The organism is Pseudomonas sp. EMN2 (genome assembly GCF_009650555.1).
Taxonomy (GTDB): domain Bacteria; phylum Pseudomonadota; class Gammaproteobacteria; order Pseudomonadales; family Pseudomonadaceae; genus Aquipseudomonas; species Aquipseudomonas sichuanensis.
The window spans coordinates 1-21036 of the sequence record NZ_VZZR01000049.1 but is presented as its reverse complement, the minus strand read 5'-3'; the positions used below and the strand labels follow the sequence as shown (position 1 = coordinate 21036).

The following is a 21036-nucleotide window of genomic DNA, read 5'->3' as shown; positions in this document are numbered from 1 at the left end:
TTTCGCGACACAAGGCCGCTCCTACAGCGGACGTACAGGTTCATTGTGTGGGCGCTGCAACCTCACTGGCCGGCGCCAGCTGCAGCACTGCACTTGTGTAGTCCCACTCCTCCTGCACCTTGTCCGGGTGCTCGTTCAGGCGGATGCCATAGGACGGAATGATCTGCCGCACCTTGGCCTGCCATTCAGGCGTGGCCAGCTTGTCCTTGAACACCTTGCCCAGCAGGTCGAGCATGATCGGTGGCGCGGTCGAGGCCCCCGGCGAGGCGCCCAGCAGCCCGGCGATGCTGCCGTCCTTGGCGGTGACGATCTCGGTACCCAGCTTGAGCACTCCGCCCTGGTTCTCGTCCTTCTTGATGATCTGCACCCGCTGCCCGGCCTGCCACAGGCGCCAGTCCGCCGGCTTTGCCTCGGGGAAATAGGTCTGCAGCGCAGCAAAACGGTCGTCGTCGGACTGCAGCACCTGACCGATCAGGTACTGCACCAGGTCGAACTCGCGCAGCCCAACCCGCACCATGGGCCAGGTGTTGTGAACCGTGGTGCTGCCCAGCAGGTCCAGCAGCGAACCCTGCTTGAGGAACTTGGTGGAGAAGGTGGCGAACGGCCCGAACAGGATCATCCGCTTGCCATCGAGCACCCGGGTATCCAGGTGCGGCACCGACATCGGTGGCGCACCGGTGGCGGCGATGCCGTAGGCCTTGGCCATGTGACGTTGGGCGATGGCCGGGTTGTCGGTGACCAGGAACGAGCCGCCCACCGGGAAGCCGGCATAGTCCTTGGCCTCGTCGATGCCGGATTTCTGCAGCAACGGCAGCGCGGCGCCGCCGGCACCGATGAACAGGAACTTGGCGTCAGTGGCGGCGGTGCTGCCATTCTTGAGGCTCTTGTACTCGACGTGCCAGCTGCCATCGGCGTTGCGGGTGATGTTCTCGACCTCGGTGGACAGCTTGAGGTCGAAGTTTGGCCGGGTCTGCAGGTAGCCCACGTACTGGCGGGTGATCTCGCCAAAGTTGACGTCGGTGCCGATCGGCGTCCAGGTCACCGCGAGCTTCTGGTTGGGGTCGCGCCCTTCCATCATCAGCGGCACCCACTTGGCGATCTGCGCGTGGTCTTCGGAATACTGCATGGGCTTGAACAGCGGGCTGGCCTGCAGCGCCTCGTAGCGTTTGCGCAGGAACCGGATGTTGTCATCGCCCCAGACGAAGCTCATGTGCGGGGTGGTGTTGATGAACGAGCGAGGGTTCTTCAGCACCCCCTGCTTCACCTGCCAGGCGAGGAACTGCCGGGTGATCTGGAACGATTCGTTGATCTCCACCGCCTTGCTGATGTCGATCTTGCCGTCCTTCTCCGGCGTGTAGTTGAGCTCGGCCAGGGCTGAGTGCCCGGTGCCGGCGTTGTTCCAGCCGTTGGAGCTTTCTTCGGCAACCTTGTCCAGGCGCTCGACCATTTCCATCGACCAGCCCGGCTCCAGCTCATTGAGCCACACGGCGAGGGTGGAACTCATGATGCCGCCGCCCACCAACATCACATCGACCTTCTTCGTGTCCGCCGCCTGGGCGCTAGCCAGGCCCAGTACAACGATGAGGACGGCCAGCCCCCATCTGCTTCTCTTGGTGATTTTCATGGTCGCTCCCGCGAGTCGCAGCGCGTCCCGCTCCGATTCCTGCCCGTGCCCGCCTGCCCATGCGCCCGACATGGCCCATGACCAGAGCATTCGGCTGCAAGCTTAGCTGACCGGGCTGCTCGGGTAGGGAAAGCCGCGACATTGAGGCAAGTTCGGTTGCAAAGTACGCGATGCTTGCACGATGCTGGATGGCTTTACGGACCACGGCACAGGCAATGGACAAGGACATGCATTGATGGACATTTTAGGGATCCCGCTATTCGTGGTGCTGTTGACGTTCCTGATGGTGGCCGCGGTGATCGATCATCGGCGACGCAAGCAAGGGTTGCTCGTCCTGCGCCAGCAAGGGTTCGAGTACATTTTCAACGGTAAAGGCAGAACGTATCTGGCCTTCAACCTGCCTGAGGCCACGATCCGCATCGGCAAGCTCGGCGCAGCCCAGTGCCTGCAACGCCCGGTCAGCATCATTTCGCACTTTGAATGGAAATGGGTCGAGCAGAACGCCGTCAAACGCGAGAACCGCTTCGTGTTCTTCCTCAGCGACCTGGAGATTTCCATGCACGAAGTCTTCTACAGCACCGACGAACGCCTGGCCGAAGTCGAATGGGCCAAGCTCCAGGCGGTGTACAACCACGCTGTCTCCTACCAGACACAGGTAATCGAGCAAATGCCACGAACCGACACCTACGATCTTTTCATCTCCCACGCCAGCGAAGACAAGGAAGCCTTCGTCCGTCCCCTGGTCAACGCCTTGCAGGCTCTGGGCCTGCGGGTATGGTACGACGAGTTCACGCTGGAGATTGGCGACAGCCTGCGCCGGTCCATCGACCATGGCCTGGGTCATTCGCGGTTTGGCATCGTGGTGCTGTCTCCTTCGTTCTTTGCCAAACAATGGACCCAGTACGAGCTAGACGCGCTGGTCAACCGTTCCATGTCCGGCGAGAAAGTGGTCTTGCCCATCTGGCACGAGGTGCAGCACCTGGAAGTTTCCCGTTACAGCCACAGCCTGGCAGACAAGGTTGCCTTCTCATCGTCGACGCTGAGCATCGATGAAATGGCGACGGCATTCCTGCGCGTTGTACAGCGCGAACTGCACTGAAAAACCCTGCGGCGTATACACGACACTTGTCTTCTCGATATCTCATCAATACTGTATGCATAAACAGCATTCATGAGATATGTGCATGCAACTGATCGCCAAACTCGGCATCCTCGCCGACGCCGCCAAATATGACGCTTCCTGCGCCAGCAGCGGCGCGCCCAAGCGCGGTTCGCGTGGCCGTGACGGGCTGGGCGCCACCGACGGAACAGGCATCTGCCACAGCTACACCCCCGACGGGCGCTGCGTGTCACTGCTCAAGGTGCTGCTGACCAACTTCTGCCTGTACGACTGCCAATACTGCGTCAACCGCCGCTCCAGCAACGTGCCGCGGGCACGCTTCAGCCCTGAAGAAGTGGTGCGCCTGACCCTGGATTTCTATCGGCGCAACTGCATCAGCGGGTTGTTCCTGAGCTCCGGGATCATCCGCTCGGCCGACTACACCATGGAGCAGTTGATCCGGGTTGCGCGCCTGCTGCGCGAGGAGCACAACTTCCGTGGCTACATCCACCTCAAGACCATCCCGGATGCCGACCCGCTGCTGATCGAAGAAGCCGGGCGCCTGGCCGACCGGCTCAGCGTCAATATCGAGCTGCCCACCGATGCCAGCCTGCAGCGCCTGGCCCCGGAGAAGCAGGCCAGCACCATCCGCCAGGCCATGGGCGTGATCCACCAGGGCCAGCAAGCGGTGGCCAACGAGCCCCGAGCGCCGCGCTTCACCCCCGCCGGGCAAAGCACCCAGGTGATCGTCGGCGCCGATGCCACCGACGACAGCACCCTGCTGCGCAACGCCGAGTCGCTGTACCAGGGCTACGGCCTCAAGCGCGTGTACTACTCGGCCTTCAGCCCGATCCCCGACAGCCCCGCCAGCGTGCCCCTGGCCGCCCCGCCGCTGCTGCGCGAGCACCGCCTGTACCAGGCCGATTTCCTGTTGCGCGGCTATGGCTACAAGGCCGGCGAGCTGCTTGGCGCAAGTGGCAACCTGGCGCTGGACATCGACCCGAAACTGGCCTGGGCGCTGGCCAACCGCGAGGTGTTCCCGCTCGACGTCAACCGCGCGGAACCTGCGCTGCTGGCGCGCATCCCCGGGATCGGCCTGCGCAGCGTGCAACGCATGGTGGCCCTGCGTCGCGAACGGCGAATCCGCTACGACGACCTGATCCAGTTGCGCTGCATGCTGGAAAAAGCCCGCCCGTTCATCGTCACCAGCGACTACCGACCGGCCCAGGCCGAACTGCGCAGCGGGCTGTTGCGCGAGCGCCTGCGCGAACCCCAGGCCCCCGTGCAGATGGGGTTGTGGGGGTGATCGCGCTCGATTGCGACGACTGCTTCGCCACCTGGCGCGACCAGGCCAGGCGCCTGCTCGGCCACGGTATCGACCCGGCCGAAGTCACCTGGGGCCAGGGCCCGATGGACGACCTGCTGGCCGTCCCCCAGGCGCTGCCCGAAGGCCCAGGCCCCTTCCATGCCCGGGTGCCGGCGGCCTTGCTGGCGCAACTGGAACAGGCCGGGCGCTACCGCGGTGAACAGCGCTGGAACCTGCTGTACGAAGTGCTCTGGCGCGTCGCCCACGGCGACCGCACCGCCATGCTCGCCGGCGACCGCCTGGGCAGCGAGCTGCAACGGCGCATCAAACAGGTCGGCCGCGAAGCCCACCACCTGCATGCCTTCGTGCGCTTCGTGCCATTGCCTGCGGCGCTGGCCGAACACCTGCAGCTGGACCTGGTGGCCTACCACGAACCGGCCCACGACATCCTCGACAGTGCCAGCGGCCACTTTGCCGAGCGCCTGGGGCGCCAGCGCTGGCTGATCGCCACGCCCCGCGACGGCGTACGTTACGACGGTGCGTCGCTTGAATACCAGCGGCGCTGCCCCGAAGCCTGGCAGCAATGGGCGCGCACTGCCGAAGACCCCGACGCCGAGCTGTGGCTGACCTATTACCGCCACACCTTCAACCCGGCCCGGCTCAACCCGGACGCCTTGCGCCAGCACCTGCCCGGGCGGTTCTGGCGCCATCTGCCGGAAGGGCCACTGATTCCGCAACTGGTGGGCCAGGCGCGCCATGGCAAGCAGCGGGACGGCCAGGCACGGGAAGTGGCGCAACAGCCTGGCAAACAGATCACCGCCAGCCCCGCGCGGCCTGTCAGGTCACCTTCCTCCAAGCCTTGAGCAGCGTGCGTCAACCCTGCGCAAATCATTCGTCCGAATGCTAATTGTGAAAATTACGTCAAATTTATATCCGTTCGGGCTATGACCGAGCGAGAAATCCTGACAGACTTATTGCTAATCGTTCTCATAAGCACTAGCAATAAGGATAAAGCCCGGCATGTCTTCGCTTCGCTTGCCCCGCCGCTTCACGCCCACGCGCAACCTGCTGGCCATGGCTGTCTGCATGGCTTCCCTGCCTCTCGCCGTCGCCGCCGAAACGCCGCAAGCCGATGCGCCGGCCGTGGTCGAGCTGGGTGCCACGGCCATCGACGATAGCCGCCTGGGCAGCACCACCGAAGGTTCGCAGTCGTACACCACCGGGGCAATGTCCACCGCGACCAAGCTGCCACTGACCATGCGCGAAACACCCCAGTCGGTGACCGTTATCACGCGCCAGCGCATGGACGACCAGGCCATGACCAGCATCAACGATGTGGCCAAGTACACGCCGGGCCTGTTCCTCAACCAGTCCAGCGGCCCGGGCCGCCAGAGCTACACTGCCCGCGGCTTTGACGTCGACAACATCATGTACGACGGCATCCCCAGCGCGTACACCGGCTGGGTGGTCGGCGCCCAGCCCAACCTTGCGATGTTCGACCGGGTGGAAGTGGTGCGCGGCTCCACCGGCCTGGTCACCGGCGCCGGCACTCCCTCGGCAGCCATCAACCTGGTGCGCAAGCGCCCATTGGCCGAGCAGAAAGTCACCCTGACCGGCGCCGCCGGCAGCTGGGACAACTACCGCGGCGAAATCGACGCCTCCAGCCCGCTCAACGACAGCGGCACACTGCGCGGCCGGGTGGTCACCTCGTACCGCGACGCCAACGGTTTTCGCGATGGCCAGGAAGAAGATCACGGCCTGTTCTACGCCATCACCGAAGCCGACCTGAGCGAGGACACCACCCTCACCCTCGGTTTCTCCAACCAGAAGGACAAGACCAACTTCTTCTGGGGCGCCATCCCCTCTGACCTCGGCGGCCATCACCTGGACCTGTCGCGCTCGTACAACCCGGGCACCGACTGGGAGAAAAAGGACCAGGAGATCAACACCCTGTTCGCCGAAGTGCGCCACCGCCTGGCCAACGACTGGAAGCTGCAGGTCAACGCCAACTACAGCGAGCAGGACGCGCTGTTCCGCGGCTCGTACCAGTCGCGCTGGAACGCCGCCAAGACCCTGAGCCGCACGGTCTACCAGTCCAAACACGACGAGAACCAGCTGGGCCTGGATGCCTTCGCCAGTGGCCCGTTCCAGGCCCTGGGCCGCACCCACGAACTGGTGGTCGGCGCCAGCAAGCGCCTCTACGACATGAACGAGGACAACTACAGCCCGTACAACACCGACTACCCCCTCAATGGCGGCAAGCCCGGCTTCGTGCATACCAGCAACAACCGCTACCTGATCAACCAGGAAGGCGTCTACAGCACCACCCGCCTGAGCCTGGCCGACCCGCTCAAGCTGATCCTCGGCGGGCGCCTGGACTGGTACGACTACGACCAGCGCGACAACGATGCCGGCGACTACAAGGTCACCCGCAAGGTCACCCGCTACGGCGGCCTGATCTACGACCTGGATGACCATCACTCGGTCTACGTCAGCTACACCGACATCTTTACCCCGCAGGACGGACGCGACGGTTCCGGCAAGCCGGTAACGCCGATCGTCGGCAAGAACTACGAGGTCGGCATCAAGGGCGAGTACTTCGACGGCGCACTGAACGCCAGCCTGGCCGTGTTCCGCATCGACCAGGAAAACCGCCAGGTCGAGGTGAAACTGCCGGACTGCCCGCAACTGAGCTGCTACCAGGCCTCCGGCGAGGTGCGCAGCCAGGGCATCGACTTCGAACTGCAGGGCGCGCTGACCGACCAGTGGCAAATCGGTGGCGGCTACACCTATGCCCGCGTCCACACCATCAAAGACCAGAACAACCCGCAGAACATCAACAAACCGCTCAACTCCGACACCCCCGAGCATCAGTTCAAGCTCTACACCACGTACCGCTTCCAGGGCCCGCTGGAAAAACTGCGCGTGGGAGGCGGCGTCACCTGGCAGAGCCGCATGTACAACGACATCGCCCTCACCGATGGCAGCAGCTACCGCTTGATCCAGGGCGCCTATGCGGTCACCGACCTGATGGCCGGCTACCAGGTCAGCCCGCATCTGGACCTGCAGCTCAACGCCAACAACGTGTTCGACAAGCACTACTACTCGTCGATTTCCGATTCGGTGGACTACGGTGGCGACACCTTTGGCGACCCACGCAACTTCATGCTGACCGCCAAGTACAGCTTCTGACGTTCACAGGCGCATGGATGCGCCGCTCCCCTCCTGCCCTGCGGCCAGACTTGTATACAAACTGTCTACCCGGTTAGACTCCGCGCCTTTTCCAGCGAGCCCGCCCATGGCCAGGATTACCGGACGCAACGCCACCCTCTGCGGCCTCGCCGCCATCCTGCTATGGAGCACCGCCTCGGGCCTGATCCGCAGCGTCAGCCAGCATTTCGGCGCCATTGGCGGAGCGGCGCTGATCTACACCCTGGGCGCGCTGTTGTTGCTGGTCTTGCTGGGCAAGCCACGTTTGCGCAAAGCTTCGCCCTGGTATCTGCTGGGCGGTTCGGCACTGTTCGTCGCCTACGAGATCTGCCTGTCACTGGCGCTGGGCTACGCCCTGGACAGCACCCAGGCGATCCAGCTGATGGTGGTCAACTACCTGTGGCCGAGCCTGACCGTGCTGCTGGCGATCGTGATGAACCGCCAGGCGGCGCGCTGGTACATCGTGCCAGGCACCGCGCTGGCACTGCTCGGCATTCTCTGGGTGGTCGGCAGCGATGGCCTGTCGCTGGCCAGCGTGCTCGCCAACATCCGCTCCAACCCGTTGGGCTATGGCCTGGCGGCCAGCTGCGCGATCACCTTCGCGCTGTACTGCAACATCACTCGCCGCTACGCCGACGGGCAGAACCATGTGGTGCTGTTCTTCCTGCTCACCGCAGCGGTGCTGTGGCTCAAGTACGCCATCAGCGCAGAAACACTGCCGGCCTTCAGTACTGGCGCCAGCCTGGAACTGCTCGGGGCGGGCCTGTCCATCGCCGGTGGCTACGCGCTGTGGAACTTAGGGATCCTGCGCGGAAACCTGACCCTGCTGGCCACCGCCTCGTACTTCGCCCCGGTGCTGTCGTCGGCGTTCGCCGCGCTGTGGCTCGGGGCGCACCTGGCCCTGCAGTTCTGGCAGGGAGCGCTGCTGGTCACCCTGGGTTCCTTGCTGTGCTGGCAGGCGACCCGCCAACCTCGCGCTGGTACCTGATCCGGCTCGGTCACCTGCCCTCCTACAGTGGCTAGGTGATTCTTTGGCCGAACCGGCTCACCCCTTGATGGCTTTCTCGATGGCTGCGATGTCGATCTTGCCCATGTCCATCATCGCCTCCCAGGCCCGTTTGGCTGCCGCCCGGTCGCTGCCGGCGACGGCCTGGGTCAGCACGCGCGGGCTGATCTGCCACGACAGCCCCCACTTGTCCTTGCACCAGCCACACACGCTCTCCTGACCGCCGTTGCCGACGATGGCGTTCCAATAGCGGTCGGTCTCTTCCTGGCTGTCGGTCGCCACCTGGAACGAGAACGCCTCGCTGTGGCTGAACGCCTTGCCGCCGTTGAGGCCGATGCAGGGGATGCCCATTACCGTGAACTCGACGGTGATCACATCGCCCTGCTTGCCCGACGGGTAGTCGCCGGGGGCCTTGTGCACGGCGGTCACCCGGCTGTCGGGGAAGGTCCGGGCGTAGAAATTCGCGGCCTCTTCGGCATCGGTGTCGTACCACAGACAGATGCTGTTCTTCGGGGTCATGTGCAGGTCTCCTGTGGCCTTGCGAAGGTCCCAGGAGTCTAGCCCCCCTGCCCGCCAGCACTGGCGGTACGCGATCAGCGGCCGGCCAGGGGGATCCACAGGTCGACGTAACCGCCACCGTGCAGCGGGTCGAAATCGGCGCTGTACAGCTCGAACTCCGGCGCATCGGCGGCCTGGTAGCCGGACGCCGGCAACCACTGGTTGAACACGGTGTAGACCGTCTGGTGGATCATCGACACATGGCCCTGGTGGCGGAACACCGCATAATCCCGTGGCGCCAGCCGGAAGTGGCTGAAGTTCGGCGGCAGGTCGCGGCTGCTGGCCACCTCTACCCCAGCGATGTACTCGAAACTGCCGTCGTCGCCGGGGTTGCAGCACACCCCGTAGGTGGCATCACCGACCTGGCCCGGCACCCGCCCCACGTAAGGGTCGAAGGCCTGCCACAGGCCAGGGATACCTTCGTTGCGCTCGAAGGTGAAGCGCCCGCCGAGGCCAGCGATGATGAAGGCATCGCGGTGTTCGAAACGCGGTTCGGCAAGCGGGATGAAGTCGAGTGTTTTCATGCGCAGGGGCTCCAGCAAGGCAGAGGGGTCGTGGGCCTGGCCGCGCAACTGGCTCGGCGGCATGCCGAACAGCTCGCAGAAGGCCCGGGTGAACGCTTCGTGGGAGCTGTAGCCAGCGGCCAGCGCTACTTCAAGGATGTCCGGGCAGCCACCGCGCAAGGCCTGCGCGGCACGGCTCAGGCGCCGGGCCCGCACATAGCGCATCACCGGCCAGCCGGTGGCAGCGGCGAACTGGCGTGCCAGGGCGAACGGCGAAAGCCCGAAGTGCCGAGCGACACGGCCCAGGTCCAGGTCGGTGTCCAGGGCCGTCTCGATGTACCACAGGATGTGTTCGATGCTTCGCATTCCCTTGCTCCTCAGTCAGCGCAGCCACACTACCAAGGGTGTTGGCGGACCACTTGATCGTTCTTGCGCGCAGCCATCGCAGCCTGTTTCAGCGAGCCTGTCCTTCGGCTCGATGTTGACTGAAGGCCAGGTGGTAACCGTTGCAGTCACGCACCCCGAACTCTCGCGAGCCATGCGCCATGTCCTGCAACGGCCAGGCGATGTCGGCTCGCTTCCTGACTTGGGCGAAGTAGCCATCGACATCGTCGATGATCAGGTAAAAGGTGCCGGAGCAGGCCATCGGCTGCTGCCACAAGTCGTCTTGGGTGAACACCAGCGTGCAGTCCTGCAGGCGTGCGGTGAGGGTCGACTGTGCGCTGTCGCTGACACTAAAGCCGAGTACGTCGCGGTAGTAGTCGCGTGTGCCTTCCAGATCGGTGCAACGCAGAAGCAGGGCAATGGGCATGCTGGCCTCGTCGATGAAAATCCTTGGGCTGAGGATCATCACCGTTAACAACCCAAGGCGACAAGGGCTGGCAGCGGGCAGCGATAGTGGCACAATGCCTCGCCTATCACCCGCCCCTATCAAGGAGGATTCATGTTGTCGCGCTCCATCCCGGCCATCTTGACTCTGGCCACCACACTGCTGCTCGGTGCCTGTGCCACGCAGCCCCCCGCTCCACCGCTTGGCCCCGTGCTGCCAGGTACACCGCAACGCAGCCAATGGATCGAACAGACCCTGGCGCGGGACCCGCTCGTCAATCCCAAGGACAAACCAGCTGTCTATCCGAGCACCGACGAGACTGTGGCCACGCTGCGCAAAGAGCGCAATCTGCCTGTGCCGGATGAGTATTGGGCACTGTACAAACAGAACCTCGACACCCTGCGCACCGACATGCAGCAGCAGAAGGTTACCGGGCGCGCCGCCTACACCGCTGTCTACACCGACCAGCTCAACCGCGCTGACGACCAGACCCTGCAACGCCTCGCCACTGCGCCCGACAGCCTGGACAAGGCCAGCAGCCGGGCCTGGACCCAACGCATGATCGAGCGCCTGCTGACCTATATAACGGATGACAAGAAGGCCACCATCACCACCCTGCAAAATCACATGCAACGCATGGCGCTGATGGACCGCCAATACAAGGTCTGCGCGCTGTACAAAGACTGCTGGGACAAGCCGCTATCCAAATGACCTGGCCGGCGCCAGGTTTGACGCCGGGCGCCGCAGCGTTCAAGGTCGGTGCTGCACAGAGCAACCCAGCCTTGGCCTGACACGGAGACCGCCATGCATTTCGACCTGATCCAGACCCTGAGCCTGGCCGGCAAGCCGGATGTGCCCAACGATGACCGCCTCGGCTGCGCCGAGCGCCATGCCTGGGTCATCGACGGTGCCACCGACCTCGGCCCGGCCGGCCTGCTCGGCGAGCGCGGCGGTGCGGCCTGGCTGGCGGGCGCGGCGCAGCGTGCCTTCGCTGGCGCTTGCGGGCCATTGCAAGGTATCTGCGAGCAGGTATTCGACACCCTGGCCAAGGACTACGAGCAAACCCGCCAGCGCGAGCCGCTGGCCCCGTGGGAGCTGCCCCGCGCAGCCTTCGCCGCCGTGGCCCTGGAGGGCGACGAGCTGGTCTGCGCGCACCTGGCCGACTGCGTTGTGCTGCACCGCAGCGCCCGGGGCGTTGCCTTCCTTACCCCGGCCCCGGACCGCGAGGCCGAACGTGCCGAAGCCGCCGCCCTGGGCCCCGGCACCGGCGCCTTCGGTGTGCGCACTCCCGCGGTGCTGGCCGATCGCCGCGCCGCCCGCGAGCGGCCTCGGGCCGTGCTGGGTGTCGAACCCGAACAGGCCCGCGCCGGCACCTGCTACAGCCGCACTCCGGTGGCCAGGGGCGACGATGTGCTGCTGATGAGCGACGGCTTTGCCGCGTTGTTCGACACCTACCAGGCCTGCGACCCGGCCGCATTCATCACCCACCTGCTGACCCACGGGTTGGCCGACCTGGCCCGCACCCTGCGCAGCATCGAGCATGAAGACGCCGCCTGTGTGCGCTACCCGCGCTTCAAAATGAGTGACGATGCGTCGGCGATCTGGTTGAGGGTGGGCTGAGGCCAGCCGCAGAGAACGGCAGCCATCAGAAAAGGACTACACGCAAAACAGAAAGCATGAAGTCGATTACGCGCAAAGTCGGACGCAAGATGTTTCCGCGAACTACAAGTGCAGCGGACAAACACCCGCCCTATCGACTCATGTACAAGGAAGCGTGCAATGCTGATCCAACCCCTTCCCTCCCATGGCCCTTGGGACCAAGGCATCAGCCTTGACAGGCATACCGTGCTCAGTACCCCCATCGGCCTGAACGCACAGGGTCACATGCAGTTTGAAATCCTGCGCACCGACATCGGCGAGGCGCTGTTCCAGCTCAAGTACCGCGATGACTTCCAGCAGGTTGCCTTCCTGGCTCGTTCGGTAGCGGCCGCATTGGCCGGGCAACGCTTCGATCTGGTCATCCCCATGCCTGCCAGCAGGCAACGCCCCTGCCAGCCGGTCCACGAAGTGGCCAGGCAGGTGGCGGTGTTGCTGGGCAGCACCTACAGCGACCAGCTTTTGCTGAAAACCTGGCCCACCGCATTGATGTCCGACCTCGCCAACTATGAACAACGGGCCGAGGCGCTGGCCGGCTGTTTCATCGTCAACGACACCTTGCGCCATAGCGCCGATGTGTTGCTGCTGGACGACCTGGTCGACACCGGCGCCTCGTTGGAGGCTGCCTGCACTGCCCTGCGCGAATGCGCCAGCATTCGCAGCATCTCGCTGGTTGCCCTGACACGCAGGCACTGAGCAGGCAAAAAAAAGGCGCCTGACGGAGGCGCCAAAACATTCACCTGTAACCAAAGGAGCGCGTGGGCTTCTGAAGGTGAATACGGGTAGTCACAGAATCGACAACGGATACTCGACGATCAGCCGCACCTCATCCAGGTCAGACTCGAACGCCGTGGCCCGGGTGGTGGCCTGGCGCACCCGCAGCGACAGATCCTTGGCCGCGCCGGTCTGCACCACGTACTTGACCTCGATATCGCGCTCCCAGCGCTTCTGGTCGGTGAGCGGGTCGCCGTTGCCGTCGCGACGCATGTAGAAGGCGTTGGCGTTGCTGTAGTCGGCGTCGCTGCCGCGCCCGTAACGGGTCATGAACGTCAGCCCCGGCACGCCGTAAGCGGCCATGTTCAGGTCGTAGCGCAGCATCCAGGAGCGCTCCTTGGGCGAGTTGAAGTCGCTGTACTGGATGGAGTTGTCGAGGAAGATCGAATCGGACTGGCGCAGGTAGTCGAAGTCATCGTCGCCGTTGTTGCGCTGGTGGCTGAGCGCCAGGGTGTGGGCGCCGTAGCGCACGCCGAGCTTGGCGCTCCAGATGTCGTTGTCGAACTGGCCGAGGCGCTGACGGCCTTCATCCTTGGCGTTGTAGAAATTGAACCCGCCGATCAGCGCCAGCTCGTCGCTGAGCGGCCAGGTCACGCTGGTGCCGGCGTAGTACTGGTTCCACACATCCTTCAGGCGGCTGCCGAACAGGCTGACGCTGACGTAGTCGTTGATCGCGTAGTCGCCACCGCCGTAGGCAATCCAAGGCGAATCCACCGGGCCGCCGTAGAAGGTCACGAAGTTGTCGCGCAGGTCGCTGGACACCGGCTGGCTCATGGCGTGCAAGCGCCCGCCCTGCAGGGTCAGGCCCTTGAGGCTGGTGTTCTCCACGGTCACGCCACGGAAGCTCTCCGGCAGCAGGCGCGAGTCGCCGGCGGCCACCATCGGGTTGGCCGGGAACACATCGCCCACCCGCAGCACGGTGTCGTACAGGCGCAACTTGGCGGCGCCGCCGACCTTGCTGTATTCGTCCCGGGCCTGGCCGTCGCGGTCCACCGGTAGCACGTCGAACGAGCTGCGCCCGCCATTGCGCCCACCGCCGGTGTCGAGCTTCAGCCCGAGCATGGCGAAGGCATCCAGCCCCACGCCCACGGTGCCTTCGGTGAAGCCGGACTCGAAGCGGGTGATGATGGCGTGGGCCCAGGCCTCGGAGTAGCCGTTGGCGCTGGCCTTGCCGCTGTTGTAGGTCGGCGCCGGGCCGTCGCGGTGGTCACGGTTGAAGTAGAAGTTGCGGTTGAGCACATTCAGGCGGCTGCCTTCGATAAACCCCTCCTGCTGCGCGTCGCCGGCCCAGGCGGCGGGGCCGGCCATTGCCACCAGGGCGGCCAGGGAAAGTGTCGGACCGTTTCTCATGCGATGCTCCTTCGCTGCGGCTGTTGTAGTTGTACGGCCTCGGCGCTGGAGCGTCCCTGGTCTGGCCAGATGCGCGTGCACCCAGCCCCTTCGGCCGAGGCTGATGCTCGCTGCTGGCGGATAACGGCAAGGTGATGGGCGGATTACAATTGCGTCATGCGCGCTGGCGCCTGGCAATGGGATGCTGGGTGGGCAGGTACTTGAGGTGGGTGAGGCTTGCGAGACAGGAGGGCTTGCTTCAACGCTTCAGAGCAGAGCGATAGGCCGCCGCACGCTCACGCTTGCCTACCGCCACCACCAGCACAACGACTCGCTGATCCTCTACCCGATAGACCAGCCGATAACCTGAGGACTTGAGTTTGATCTTGTAGTGGTTGGGCAAGTCGCGCATCGCGTCCGCTGGCACCCTGGGCAGTACCAGCCGCTCACGCAGCTTCTTCTTGGCTTGCTCACGCACGGTATGGCCGAGTTTCTCCCACTCCTTCAACGCAGAGGGCAGAAACTCGAGCTTATAGGTCATCCAGCTTTACCGGCACGCCCTTCTCGTGCGCACGTGCCTTGACCAGCTCCGCCAGTTCGATGTCTTCCAGTTGCTCCATCATCGCCTCATAGAGTTCAGCGGGCACCATGTAGCCCATGACGCGATTATGATTGAGCACTGCCACAGGCTGCCCCTGTGCACCTGCCATGACTGCCGTGGGATTCTTCTTCAATTCCGAGACGCTGACGGTGATGTCGGCAAAGATGTTCTGCATGATAAAGCCCTCAATGAAGGGCTAGATTTTGGTCTTTATTTAGGGCTCATTCAAGCCGTAAAGGTCGCTTTCCATAATCAGCTAACGACGCTTTGGGCCCGCCACAATGACGCAGCCTCTCTCCCCCGTCACCTGGCATTTCTACCAGTAGACACACGTCAGCCCCTCCCGAAACATGCCAACTGCCGGCCCGAAGGGAGTGCCCGCCATGCAAAGCGCCACGTTGTTCTGGAAGGTTGCCAATGGCGACCACCCCTGCCCGCATGCGTCTTCGCTGCTGGGCTGGGAGTTCATCTTCTATGAGCCGGACAAGCGCCAGGTGCGGGTGCGCTTCCATGCCTCGACTGCGTTGACCACGCCGCTGCAGTGCATCCACGGCGGCATGCTCGGGGCCATGCTGGATGACTGCATGGGCGCTGCGGTGCTGGCCGCCCTCGGCCCTGAAGAGGTGGCGCTGAGTGCCAGGCTGGAAACCCGCTTGCTGGCCCCGGCCCTGCCGGGCCACCTGGCCGGTGTGGCCAGAGTCACCCGCCGCACCGGCAAACTGCACTACACCAGCGGTGAACTGCACGCCGAAGACGGTACGCTGCTGGCGACCGCCAAGGCCTGCTACAAGGTCATCCCCCTGCCGCCGGGTGGGGTCTTGCAGGGCACCGTCGAGCCGGGCTGACGCCCTTGCAGTGCCATACCTTGCGCATCTGTAACCCTGGCGTCATGCCCCTGTTGGCTGGCGCTGGCTAGCCTGGGCTTCGAAACCGTACCCCTTTCGGAGGCCCACCATGCTACGACTGACCCTGAGCGCCGCGTTGCTGGCGCTATCCCTCTCGGCCCAGGCCACAGGCTTTACCACCCGGCCCAACGAACAACTGCTGGAGGACCACCAGCAAGCCGTGGCCGCCTACGCGGCTGAGCGCGCCAAGCCCATGCCGGAGATCGTCGACTACCGCTACGGCATGCGCCTGGACGTTGCCCGCCTGGTGCGCCAGTCGGCCGACCCACGCGACTGCAACGTCGTGCCCCGCCTGATGACATACGAGGACAGCCAGGGCACCCTGCGCACCCTCCGCTACGTGATGCAGTCGCAGTGCATCAACAACAAATGACCTGCTGGCGCCACGCCTGGCCTCAGACGCCGACACGCCCACGTTGTGCCAGGCTGCGATAGCCCAGCCACAGCACACACGACAGCAACGCCCCCAGCAGCACCATCAGCTCAACGCTGTAGCGTGCCACCAGCGCCGCAAAGCCGAGCACTTCACGGTACACCTGGATATCGGCGCTGCCGTCGGCATGCCGGATGCTGATGCCGCCCTGGCGGACCTGCGAGTAGTCAGTGTCGAAATACACCCATATCCGGCTCTCGCCCGCCGCTTCGATACTGGGGATTTCGATAAGGTTGGTGGGCGCCTCCAGCAGGGTATCGTTGCCAGCGGCGTCGCGAATCTGCACCAGGCCCTTCGCCGGCAGGCGGATGTGCACGGCCTGCAGAGGGCGCTGCCGGTGGTTGAGCAGTTCGATCAGCAGCCCGGTGCGGTGGTCCACCAGCCCCGCCTCGAAGGGTTTGGCGAACAACTGCAGGTACGGAGCCTGGGCCAGCTCCACCAGCTTGTCGACCTGCGGGTCAGCGAGCGTGCCGTTGCCGATCTGGCGGACGAGCCCATGCAGACGCTCGTACTTGAGCAACGCGTTGGCCGTGCTGATACGTTCGCTGAACTGGCCCGGGTAGGTAAGGTGGGCGTAGGTCAGGCGCGCTTCGAGGCGGTCGTCGTCGCGCAGCAGGGCGTAGAGCGCGGTGGCGGCGACCGCGACGACCAGCAGGCCCGCGAGGGCTTTACCGACTTTTTCCCAGCTCACCTTGGGGTTCCTTGTACTTCAGGGTTGGCGACAGGCAATGGCGGGCAAGGGTGCCAAGAAGCGGGGGCCGGGGCAAGGCATCTTTGTCCTGGCTGGCTCATCCTCTGCTCAGCAACCCCGGCACCGCCACCACCAGCATCGCCACCCCGGACAGGGTCAGCAGCCCCAGCACGATCCGGCGAAAGGCCAGCTCGCTGATGCCCAGGTACAAGCGCGTGCCGAACAGGGTTGGCAGCGCCATCGCCAGCGCCACCACGGCAAATGACGGTAGCAGCGCCGCCGTCACTAGCCCGCTGCCGATGTAGGTGAGCAGGGTCACCGCCAGCATCGACAGGTTGAAGTTCTGGATCACCGCGCGCTGGGTGTCGCGCTCGAAGCCGCGCAAGGTGCACCACAGTGTCGGCACGGTGCCGGTGAAGCCGCCGATACCGCCCAGTACACCCCCGACCATGCCCACCGCGCCATCGGCCAGGCGCCCGCCGCGCAACCTGGGCAGGCGCGGCGCCAGCAGCATCAGCGGGCACCACAGCACCAGCAGGCTGCCGAATACCGCCTTGAACCACAACATGTCCAGGTACGGCAGCACCCAAACTCCCAGCGGAATGCCAGCCAGGCCGCCGAGCACGAAGGGCCACAGCAGGCCCCAGCTGAACCCCCGGCGCACACTGAACACGGCGATCAGCTGGCCGCTGAGGCTGCCGAACACGGTCAGCACCGCCGCCGCCTGGGGTTCCAGGCCCCAGGCCCAGAACGACATGGCCACCATGCCGAAGGCAAAGCCCGACAGGCCTTGGACGAAACCGGCGACGACAGCGCCGAGGGCGATCAGTAACAGCGGGTCCATGAACACTCCGTAAAGGTGGCCAGTGGGGCAGCATTCCCCACCCATCAGTGGGTGACTATCCCCAGCTTTGCGGCAAAGCCTGAGCGTATCGCGTTCGCATCTTTTGTAACATCTTGAAATACCTGGCCCATGGCCACATTGCCGTTGGCACAGCCGTTGCTCATCCCACCTACAGGGCACGGCGCCACCCCCGAGGGTGGGCAACAGATGCCCGTTGCACAACACGGGGCATACCGCAATGAAGAAACCAGCAGCAACATCCCTACAGATGTTCAGGTTGTCCTCGATCACGGCGTTGCTGCTCAGCTTCGGGCTGGTGGGCGCGGTTGCCGGGTCGCTGGACGACGTGAGCCAGCCACCGCCTACCGACCCTTCCGCCTACAGCGACCCACCCGCCGACCCAGTGGCGGCAGCGGCGGCCCTTGAAGCGCTGAAAAGCATGCCCGAAGCCAACCAAGGCTCGCTGGAGCTGACCAATGGGGTTTACGGCGACCGCGCCACGGTAACCACCGACAACGTGCTACAGCCGGCGCAGCAGACATCACGCAAGTACCCTACCAACGGCAAGCCCAGCCCGCTGTTCGGCGCCGAGCCGTTTACCCAGCAACTGCTGCTGTTCGAAGAATTCGGCCCGGAAAAACTCGACCCGGCCACCCCGCCCTACCAACTGACGTTCCCGCCACCCATCCTCGGCCCGGCCCCCGCCCAGGACCCGAACATCGTGGCCCGCAGCAGCCCCAACGGCAACGCCCTGGAAGCCTTCCTCACCCAGCCCGGGCTGACGCCGTTCCCGTCGCAGTATGCCAACGTGCTCGACCGCAACCCGTGGAAGGCGCAGATCGAGATGTTCCTCAACCGCAACTCGGTAGGCTCGCCCGCCGAAGGCCGCCCGCCAGGAAAGGGCTGGTCGCACCAACGCTGGAACGAGTTCTACCCGCAGGCCGCGTTCAAGACCGCGCAGGCCGGTGCGCGCATCAACCAGGGCCTGCGCGACCGCAAGCAGCTGCACGGCTACAGCAAGGGCGAATTCGGCCCCGGCGGCCTGTACTACCAGACCTCGGATATTCCCACCACCCTGGGTACCACCAAAGGCATCGACACACGCTTCCACCCGAAGATGCCGCTGCAGAACCACAAGGCGCTGTGGACTTTCGACGGCACCTTCCCGGTCAAGCTGCTGATGGTGCGCTACGGCCAGCCGGTGCTGATGCGCCACTACAACGCGCTGCCGATCGACCCGTCGGCCAACTACGGCTTCGGCCTGCACACCATCTCCACCCACGAACACAACGGCCACTCGCCGGCTGAAAGCGACGGCTTCGCCAACGCCTACTTCTTCCCCGGCCAGTACTACGACTACCGCTGGCCGATCCAGCTGGCCGGCTACGACACCATCAACACCCGCGCCCAGGACCCACGCGCCGCCTTCCCCTGCTCGCCCGGCGAAACCCTGTTCGTCAATGACAGCTCACCGGGCCTGAAGACCTGCGAGAACGGCAGCATCAAGATCCGCGGCGACTGGCGCGAAACCATGAGCACCCACTGGTTCCACGACCACATGCTCGATTTCACCGCGCAGAACGTCTACAAGGGCAACGCGGTGATGATGAACTACTACTCGGCCATCGACCGCGGCAACGAAGCCCTGCAGGACGGCGTCAACCTGCGCTTCCCCAGCGGCAGCGCGATGCCCTGGGGCAACCGCGACTACGATGTCAACCTGGTGATCGCCGACAAGGCCTGGGATGCCAATGGCCAGCTGTGGTTCAACCCGTTCAACACCGATGGCTTCCTCGGTGACCAGATCCTCGTCAACTGGCAGTACCAGCCAAAGCTGAAAGTGCGCGCGCGCAGCTACCGCTTCCGCCTGCTCAACGGCTCGGTGTCGCGCTACTTCAAGTTTGCCATCGTGCGTGAAGTGGCCGGCAACACCGGCGAGTTCAAGGGCCCGAGCGGCTCCAATGTGTCGTACAACCGCGTGCCGTTCCACATGATCGCCAACGACGGCAACATCATGGAACACGCCGTGCCGTTCGACGGCAGCATGGACCTCAACGGCGATGGCGACCGCCAGGACAACAACGCCATCCTGCCGCTGCAGGGCATCGCCGAGCGCTACGACATCATCGTCAACTTCGCCAAGAACGGCATCAAGGCCGGTGACAAGCTGTACTTCGTCAACCTGATGGAGCATGAAACCGGCAAAGGGCCGAAACAGCCCATCCCTCTGGCCGACGTGCTGTCGGGCAAGTACAAGCCCGTGATCAAGCAGACCAGCAACGGCCCCGAATGGGACGGCGGCGACCCGGCGGTGGGCAAGTTCCTGCAACTGCTGGTACAGCCCTACAGCGGCCAGGACGTGAGCATGGACCCGGCCCTGTATGAACCGGCCAAGCCTGGCAAGGCCGCAGGGCTGGTGATGATCCCGCTGAGCATCAACCCCGGCGACGCAGGCGACCAAGCCAAGATCAAGGCCGCGCGCCACCGCGAGTTCATCTTCGGCCGCTCGGATGGCACCGACAGCACGCCCTGGACCATCAAGACCGACGGCGGCTTCGGCTACAGCATGGACCCACGGCGTATCAGCGCCGCTCCGCAATTGGCCAACGAGGCCACCGACGCGGGCTTCAGCGGCGATGGCACACTCGAGGTATGGAAGATCAAGAACGGCGGCAACGGCTGGAGCCACCCGGTGCACGTGCACTTCGAGGAAGGCGTGATCCTCAGCCGCGACGGCAAGGCGCCGCCGGAATGGGAGAAGTGGGCGCGCAAGGACGTGTACCGCATCGGCCCGGACAAAGACTCGTCCGAGGAAGTGGAAATGGCCATTCGCTTCCGCGAGTTCGCCGGCACCTACATGGAGCACTGCCACAACACCCAGCATGAAGACACCTCGATGCTGCTGCGCTGGGACATCGAGCACCCTGGCCAGTTCCAGCTGATGCCCACGCCGCTGCCCGGCTGGGATGGCGTGCAATACGTCAACTCCGCCGCCCTGCCGACCTTCCGCAAAGCCGACGGCGACGGTGGTGGCAATGAAGACCCCGGCAACAAGCCGCCCGTGGCGATGAACGACAGCGCCGCCACCAGTGCCGGCAAGCCGATCGTGCTCAACGTGCTGGCCAACGACACCGACCCCGACGGCAACCTGCCGCTGACGGTCAGTGGCCTGGCCCAGCCCGACTCGGGCATGGGCGCGGTGAGCAGCAACGGCACCCAGGTGACCTATACCCCGCCGGACACTGTCGCCACCCCGTTCACCGCCAGCTTCACCTACCTGGCGCGTGATGCCAAAGGCCTGGAGTCGCTGGCCCCGGCCACGGTGAGCATCGCCGTATCGCCCGCCGTGCAGGCCGACACGGTGGTGGTCAGCAGCGCCAGCGTGCAACTGCGCAGCAACAGCCGCTGGACCTGGGAAATCGCCGGCACCACCAGCGTGGCCAGTGGCAACAGCATCCGCGTCAGCACCAACACCACCAGCGGCCCGCTCGATCTGGGCCTGGCGACACTGACTGTGAGTGGTACCGGGGCACGCTGGAAGCTGTCGGTGACCACCACCGGCAGTGGCCCGGCCTCGCCACCGTCGGTGACCGTGAAGTCGGCGCTGGGGCAGACCGTGACTGCACCGTTGAGCATCAAGTGAAGTAAAAACCGTGGGAGCGGGCTTG

Annotated in this window: 20 protein-coding genes; 11 read left to right on the top strand and 9 right to left on the bottom strand. The window is 64.8% G+C overall.

Going from position 1 to position 21036, the window contains the following annotated elements:
* Positions 1-40 precede the first annotated feature (40 nt).
* Positions 41-1624 (bottom strand): malate dehydrogenase (quinone), encoded by a 1584-nt coding sequence (gene mqo, locus F6X61_RS15500; RefSeq protein ID WP_153787362.1) that lies wholly within the window; start codon positions 1622-1624, stop codon positions 41-43.
* 235 nt (positions 1625-1859) lie between these two features.
* Between mqo and F6X61_RS15495 the strand changes: the two genes are divergently transcribed.
* The 5 genes from F6X61_RS15495 (at position 1860) to yddG (ending at position 8227) form a co-directional block, all read left to right on the top strand.
* Positions 1860-2723: a toll/interleukin-1 receptor domain-containing protein gene (locus F6X61_RS15495; protein ID WP_153787361.1), complete on the top strand. Its 864-nt coding sequence runs from the start codon at positions 1860-1862 to the stop codon at positions 2721-2723.
* Positions 2724-2808: 85 nt separating this feature from the next.
* Entirely contained in the window at positions 2809-4029 is a 1221-nt protein-coding gene (locus F6X61_RS15490) for a putative DNA modification/repair radical SAM protein (RefSeq protein ID WP_153787360.1), read from the top strand.
* Positions 4020-4892 (top strand): TIGR03915 family putative DNA repair protein, encoded by an 873-nt coding sequence (locus F6X61_RS15485; RefSeq protein ID WP_153787359.1) that lies wholly within the window; start codon positions 4020-4022, stop codon positions 4890-4892. Before F6X61_RS15490 ends, F6X61_RS15485 begins: the two co-directional genes overlap by 10 nt.
* A gap of 157 nt (positions 4893-5049) precedes the next feature.
* Entirely contained in the window at positions 5050-7221 is a 2172-nt protein-coding gene (locus tag F6X61_RS15480; protein ID WP_153787358.1) for a TonB-dependent siderophore receptor, read from the top strand.
* A gap of 106 nt (positions 7222-7327) precedes the next feature.
* Entirely contained in the window at positions 7328-8227 is a 900-nt protein-coding gene (gene yddG / locus F6X61_RS15475) for an aromatic amino acid DMT transporter YddG (RefSeq protein ID WP_153787357.1), read from the top strand.
* A 57-nt stretch (positions 8228-8284) separates the two neighbouring features.
* Here the strand turns inward: yddG and F6X61_RS15470 are convergent, their stop codons facing one another.
* The 3 genes from F6X61_RS15470 to F6X61_RS15460 form a co-directional block, all read right to left on the bottom strand.
* On the bottom strand, positions 8285-8764 hold the full coding sequence (locus F6X61_RS15470) for a VOC family protein (RefSeq protein WP_153787356.1): 480 nt from the start codon (positions 8762-8764) through the stop codon (positions 8285-8287).
* A 74-nt stretch (positions 8765-8838) separates the two neighbouring features.
* On the bottom strand, positions 8839-9672 hold the full coding sequence (locus F6X61_RS15465; protein WP_153787355.1) for an AraC family transcriptional regulator: 834 nt from the start codon (positions 9670-9672) through the stop codon (positions 8839-8841).
* A gap of 88 nt (positions 9673-9760) precedes the next feature.
* Positions 9761-10117 (bottom strand): glyoxalase/bleomycin resistance/extradiol dioxygenase family protein, encoded by a 357-nt coding sequence (locus F6X61_RS15460; RefSeq protein ID WP_153787354.1) that lies wholly within the window; start codon positions 10115-10117, stop codon positions 9761-9763.
* Between the two features lie 132 nt (positions 10118-10249).
* Between F6X61_RS15460 and F6X61_RS15455 the strand changes: the two genes are divergently transcribed.
* The 3 genes from F6X61_RS15455 (at position 10250) to F6X61_RS15445 (ending at position 12487) form a co-directional block, all read left to right on the top strand.
* Positions 10250-10846: a hypothetical protein gene (locus F6X61_RS15455; RefSeq protein ID WP_153787353.1), complete on the top strand. Its 597-nt coding sequence runs from the start codon at positions 10250-10252 to the stop codon at positions 10844-10846.
* Positions 10847-10939: 93 nt separating this feature from the next.
* On the top strand, positions 10940-11755 hold the full coding sequence (locus F6X61_RS15450; RefSeq protein WP_153787352.1) for a protein phosphatase 2C domain-containing protein: 816 nt from the start codon (positions 10940-10942) through the stop codon (positions 11753-11755).
* A 159-nt stretch (positions 11756-11914) separates the two neighbouring features.
* A complete protein-coding gene (locus F6X61_RS15445; RefSeq protein WP_153787351.1) occupies positions 11915-12487 on the top strand; it encodes a ComF family protein in 573 nt (190 codons plus the stop codon).
* Between the two features lie 90 nt (positions 12488-12577).
* Here F6X61_RS15445 and F6X61_RS15440 read toward each other — a convergent pair whose 3' ends face one another.
* From F6X61_RS15440 to F6X61_RS15430, 3 genes are all read right to left on the bottom strand, one after another.
* A complete protein-coding gene (locus F6X61_RS15440; RefSeq protein WP_153787350.1) occupies positions 12578-13915 on the bottom strand; it encodes an OprD family porin in 1338 nt (445 codons plus the stop codon).
* A gap of 238 nt (positions 13916-14153) precedes the next feature.
* Positions 14154-14435 (bottom strand): type II toxin-antitoxin system RelE/ParE family toxin, encoded by a 282-nt coding sequence (locus tag F6X61_RS15435; RefSeq protein ID WP_153787349.1) that lies wholly within the window; start codon positions 14433-14435, stop codon positions 14154-14156.
* Positions 14425-14670 (bottom strand): type II toxin-antitoxin system prevent-host-death family antitoxin, encoded by a 246-nt coding sequence (locus F6X61_RS15430; protein WP_153787348.1) that lies wholly within the window; start codon positions 14668-14670, stop codon positions 14425-14427. The genes F6X61_RS15435 and F6X61_RS15430 overlap by 11 nt, the downstream gene beginning before the upstream one ends.
* A gap of 208 nt (positions 14671-14878) precedes the next feature.
* Here F6X61_RS15430 and F6X61_RS15425 point away from each other — a divergent pair, with 208 nt between their 5' ends.
* A complete protein-coding gene (locus tag F6X61_RS15425) occupies positions 14879-15340 on the top strand; it encodes a PaaI family thioesterase (protein WP_178125828.1) in 462 nt (153 codons plus the stop codon).
* Between the two features lie 109 nt (positions 15341-15449).
* Complete coding sequence (locus F6X61_RS15420) at positions 15450-15773, top strand: DUF2790 domain-containing protein (protein WP_153787346.1); 324 nt, start codon at positions 15450-15452, stop codon at positions 15771-15773.
* A 22-nt stretch (positions 15774-15795) separates the two neighbouring features.
* On the opposite strand, the gene F6X61_RS15415 is transcribed toward F6X61_RS15420, so the two are convergent.
* Together F6X61_RS15415 and F6X61_RS15410 are read right to left on the bottom strand one after the other, a co-directional pair.
* Positions 15796-16524 (bottom strand): hypothetical protein, encoded by a 729-nt coding sequence (locus tag F6X61_RS15415; protein ID WP_153787345.1) that lies wholly within the window; start codon positions 16522-16524, stop codon positions 15796-15798.
* A 97-nt stretch (positions 16525-16621) separates the two neighbouring features.
* A complete protein-coding gene (locus tag F6X61_RS15410) occupies positions 16622-17368 on the bottom strand; it encodes a sulfite exporter TauE/SafE family protein (protein WP_153787344.1) in 747 nt (248 codons plus the stop codon).
* A gap of 238 nt (positions 17369-17606) precedes the next feature.
* On the opposite strand from F6X61_RS15410, the gene F6X61_RS15405 reads away from it, so the two are divergent.
* The gene (locus F6X61_RS15405; RefSeq protein WP_153787343.1) at positions 17607-21011 is read left to right on the top strand and encodes an Ig-like domain-containing protein; all 3405 of its coding nucleotides are present in this window, start codon (positions 17607-17609) and stop codon (positions 21009-21011) included.
* The last annotated feature ends 25 nt before the right edge of the window (positions 21012-21036 follow it).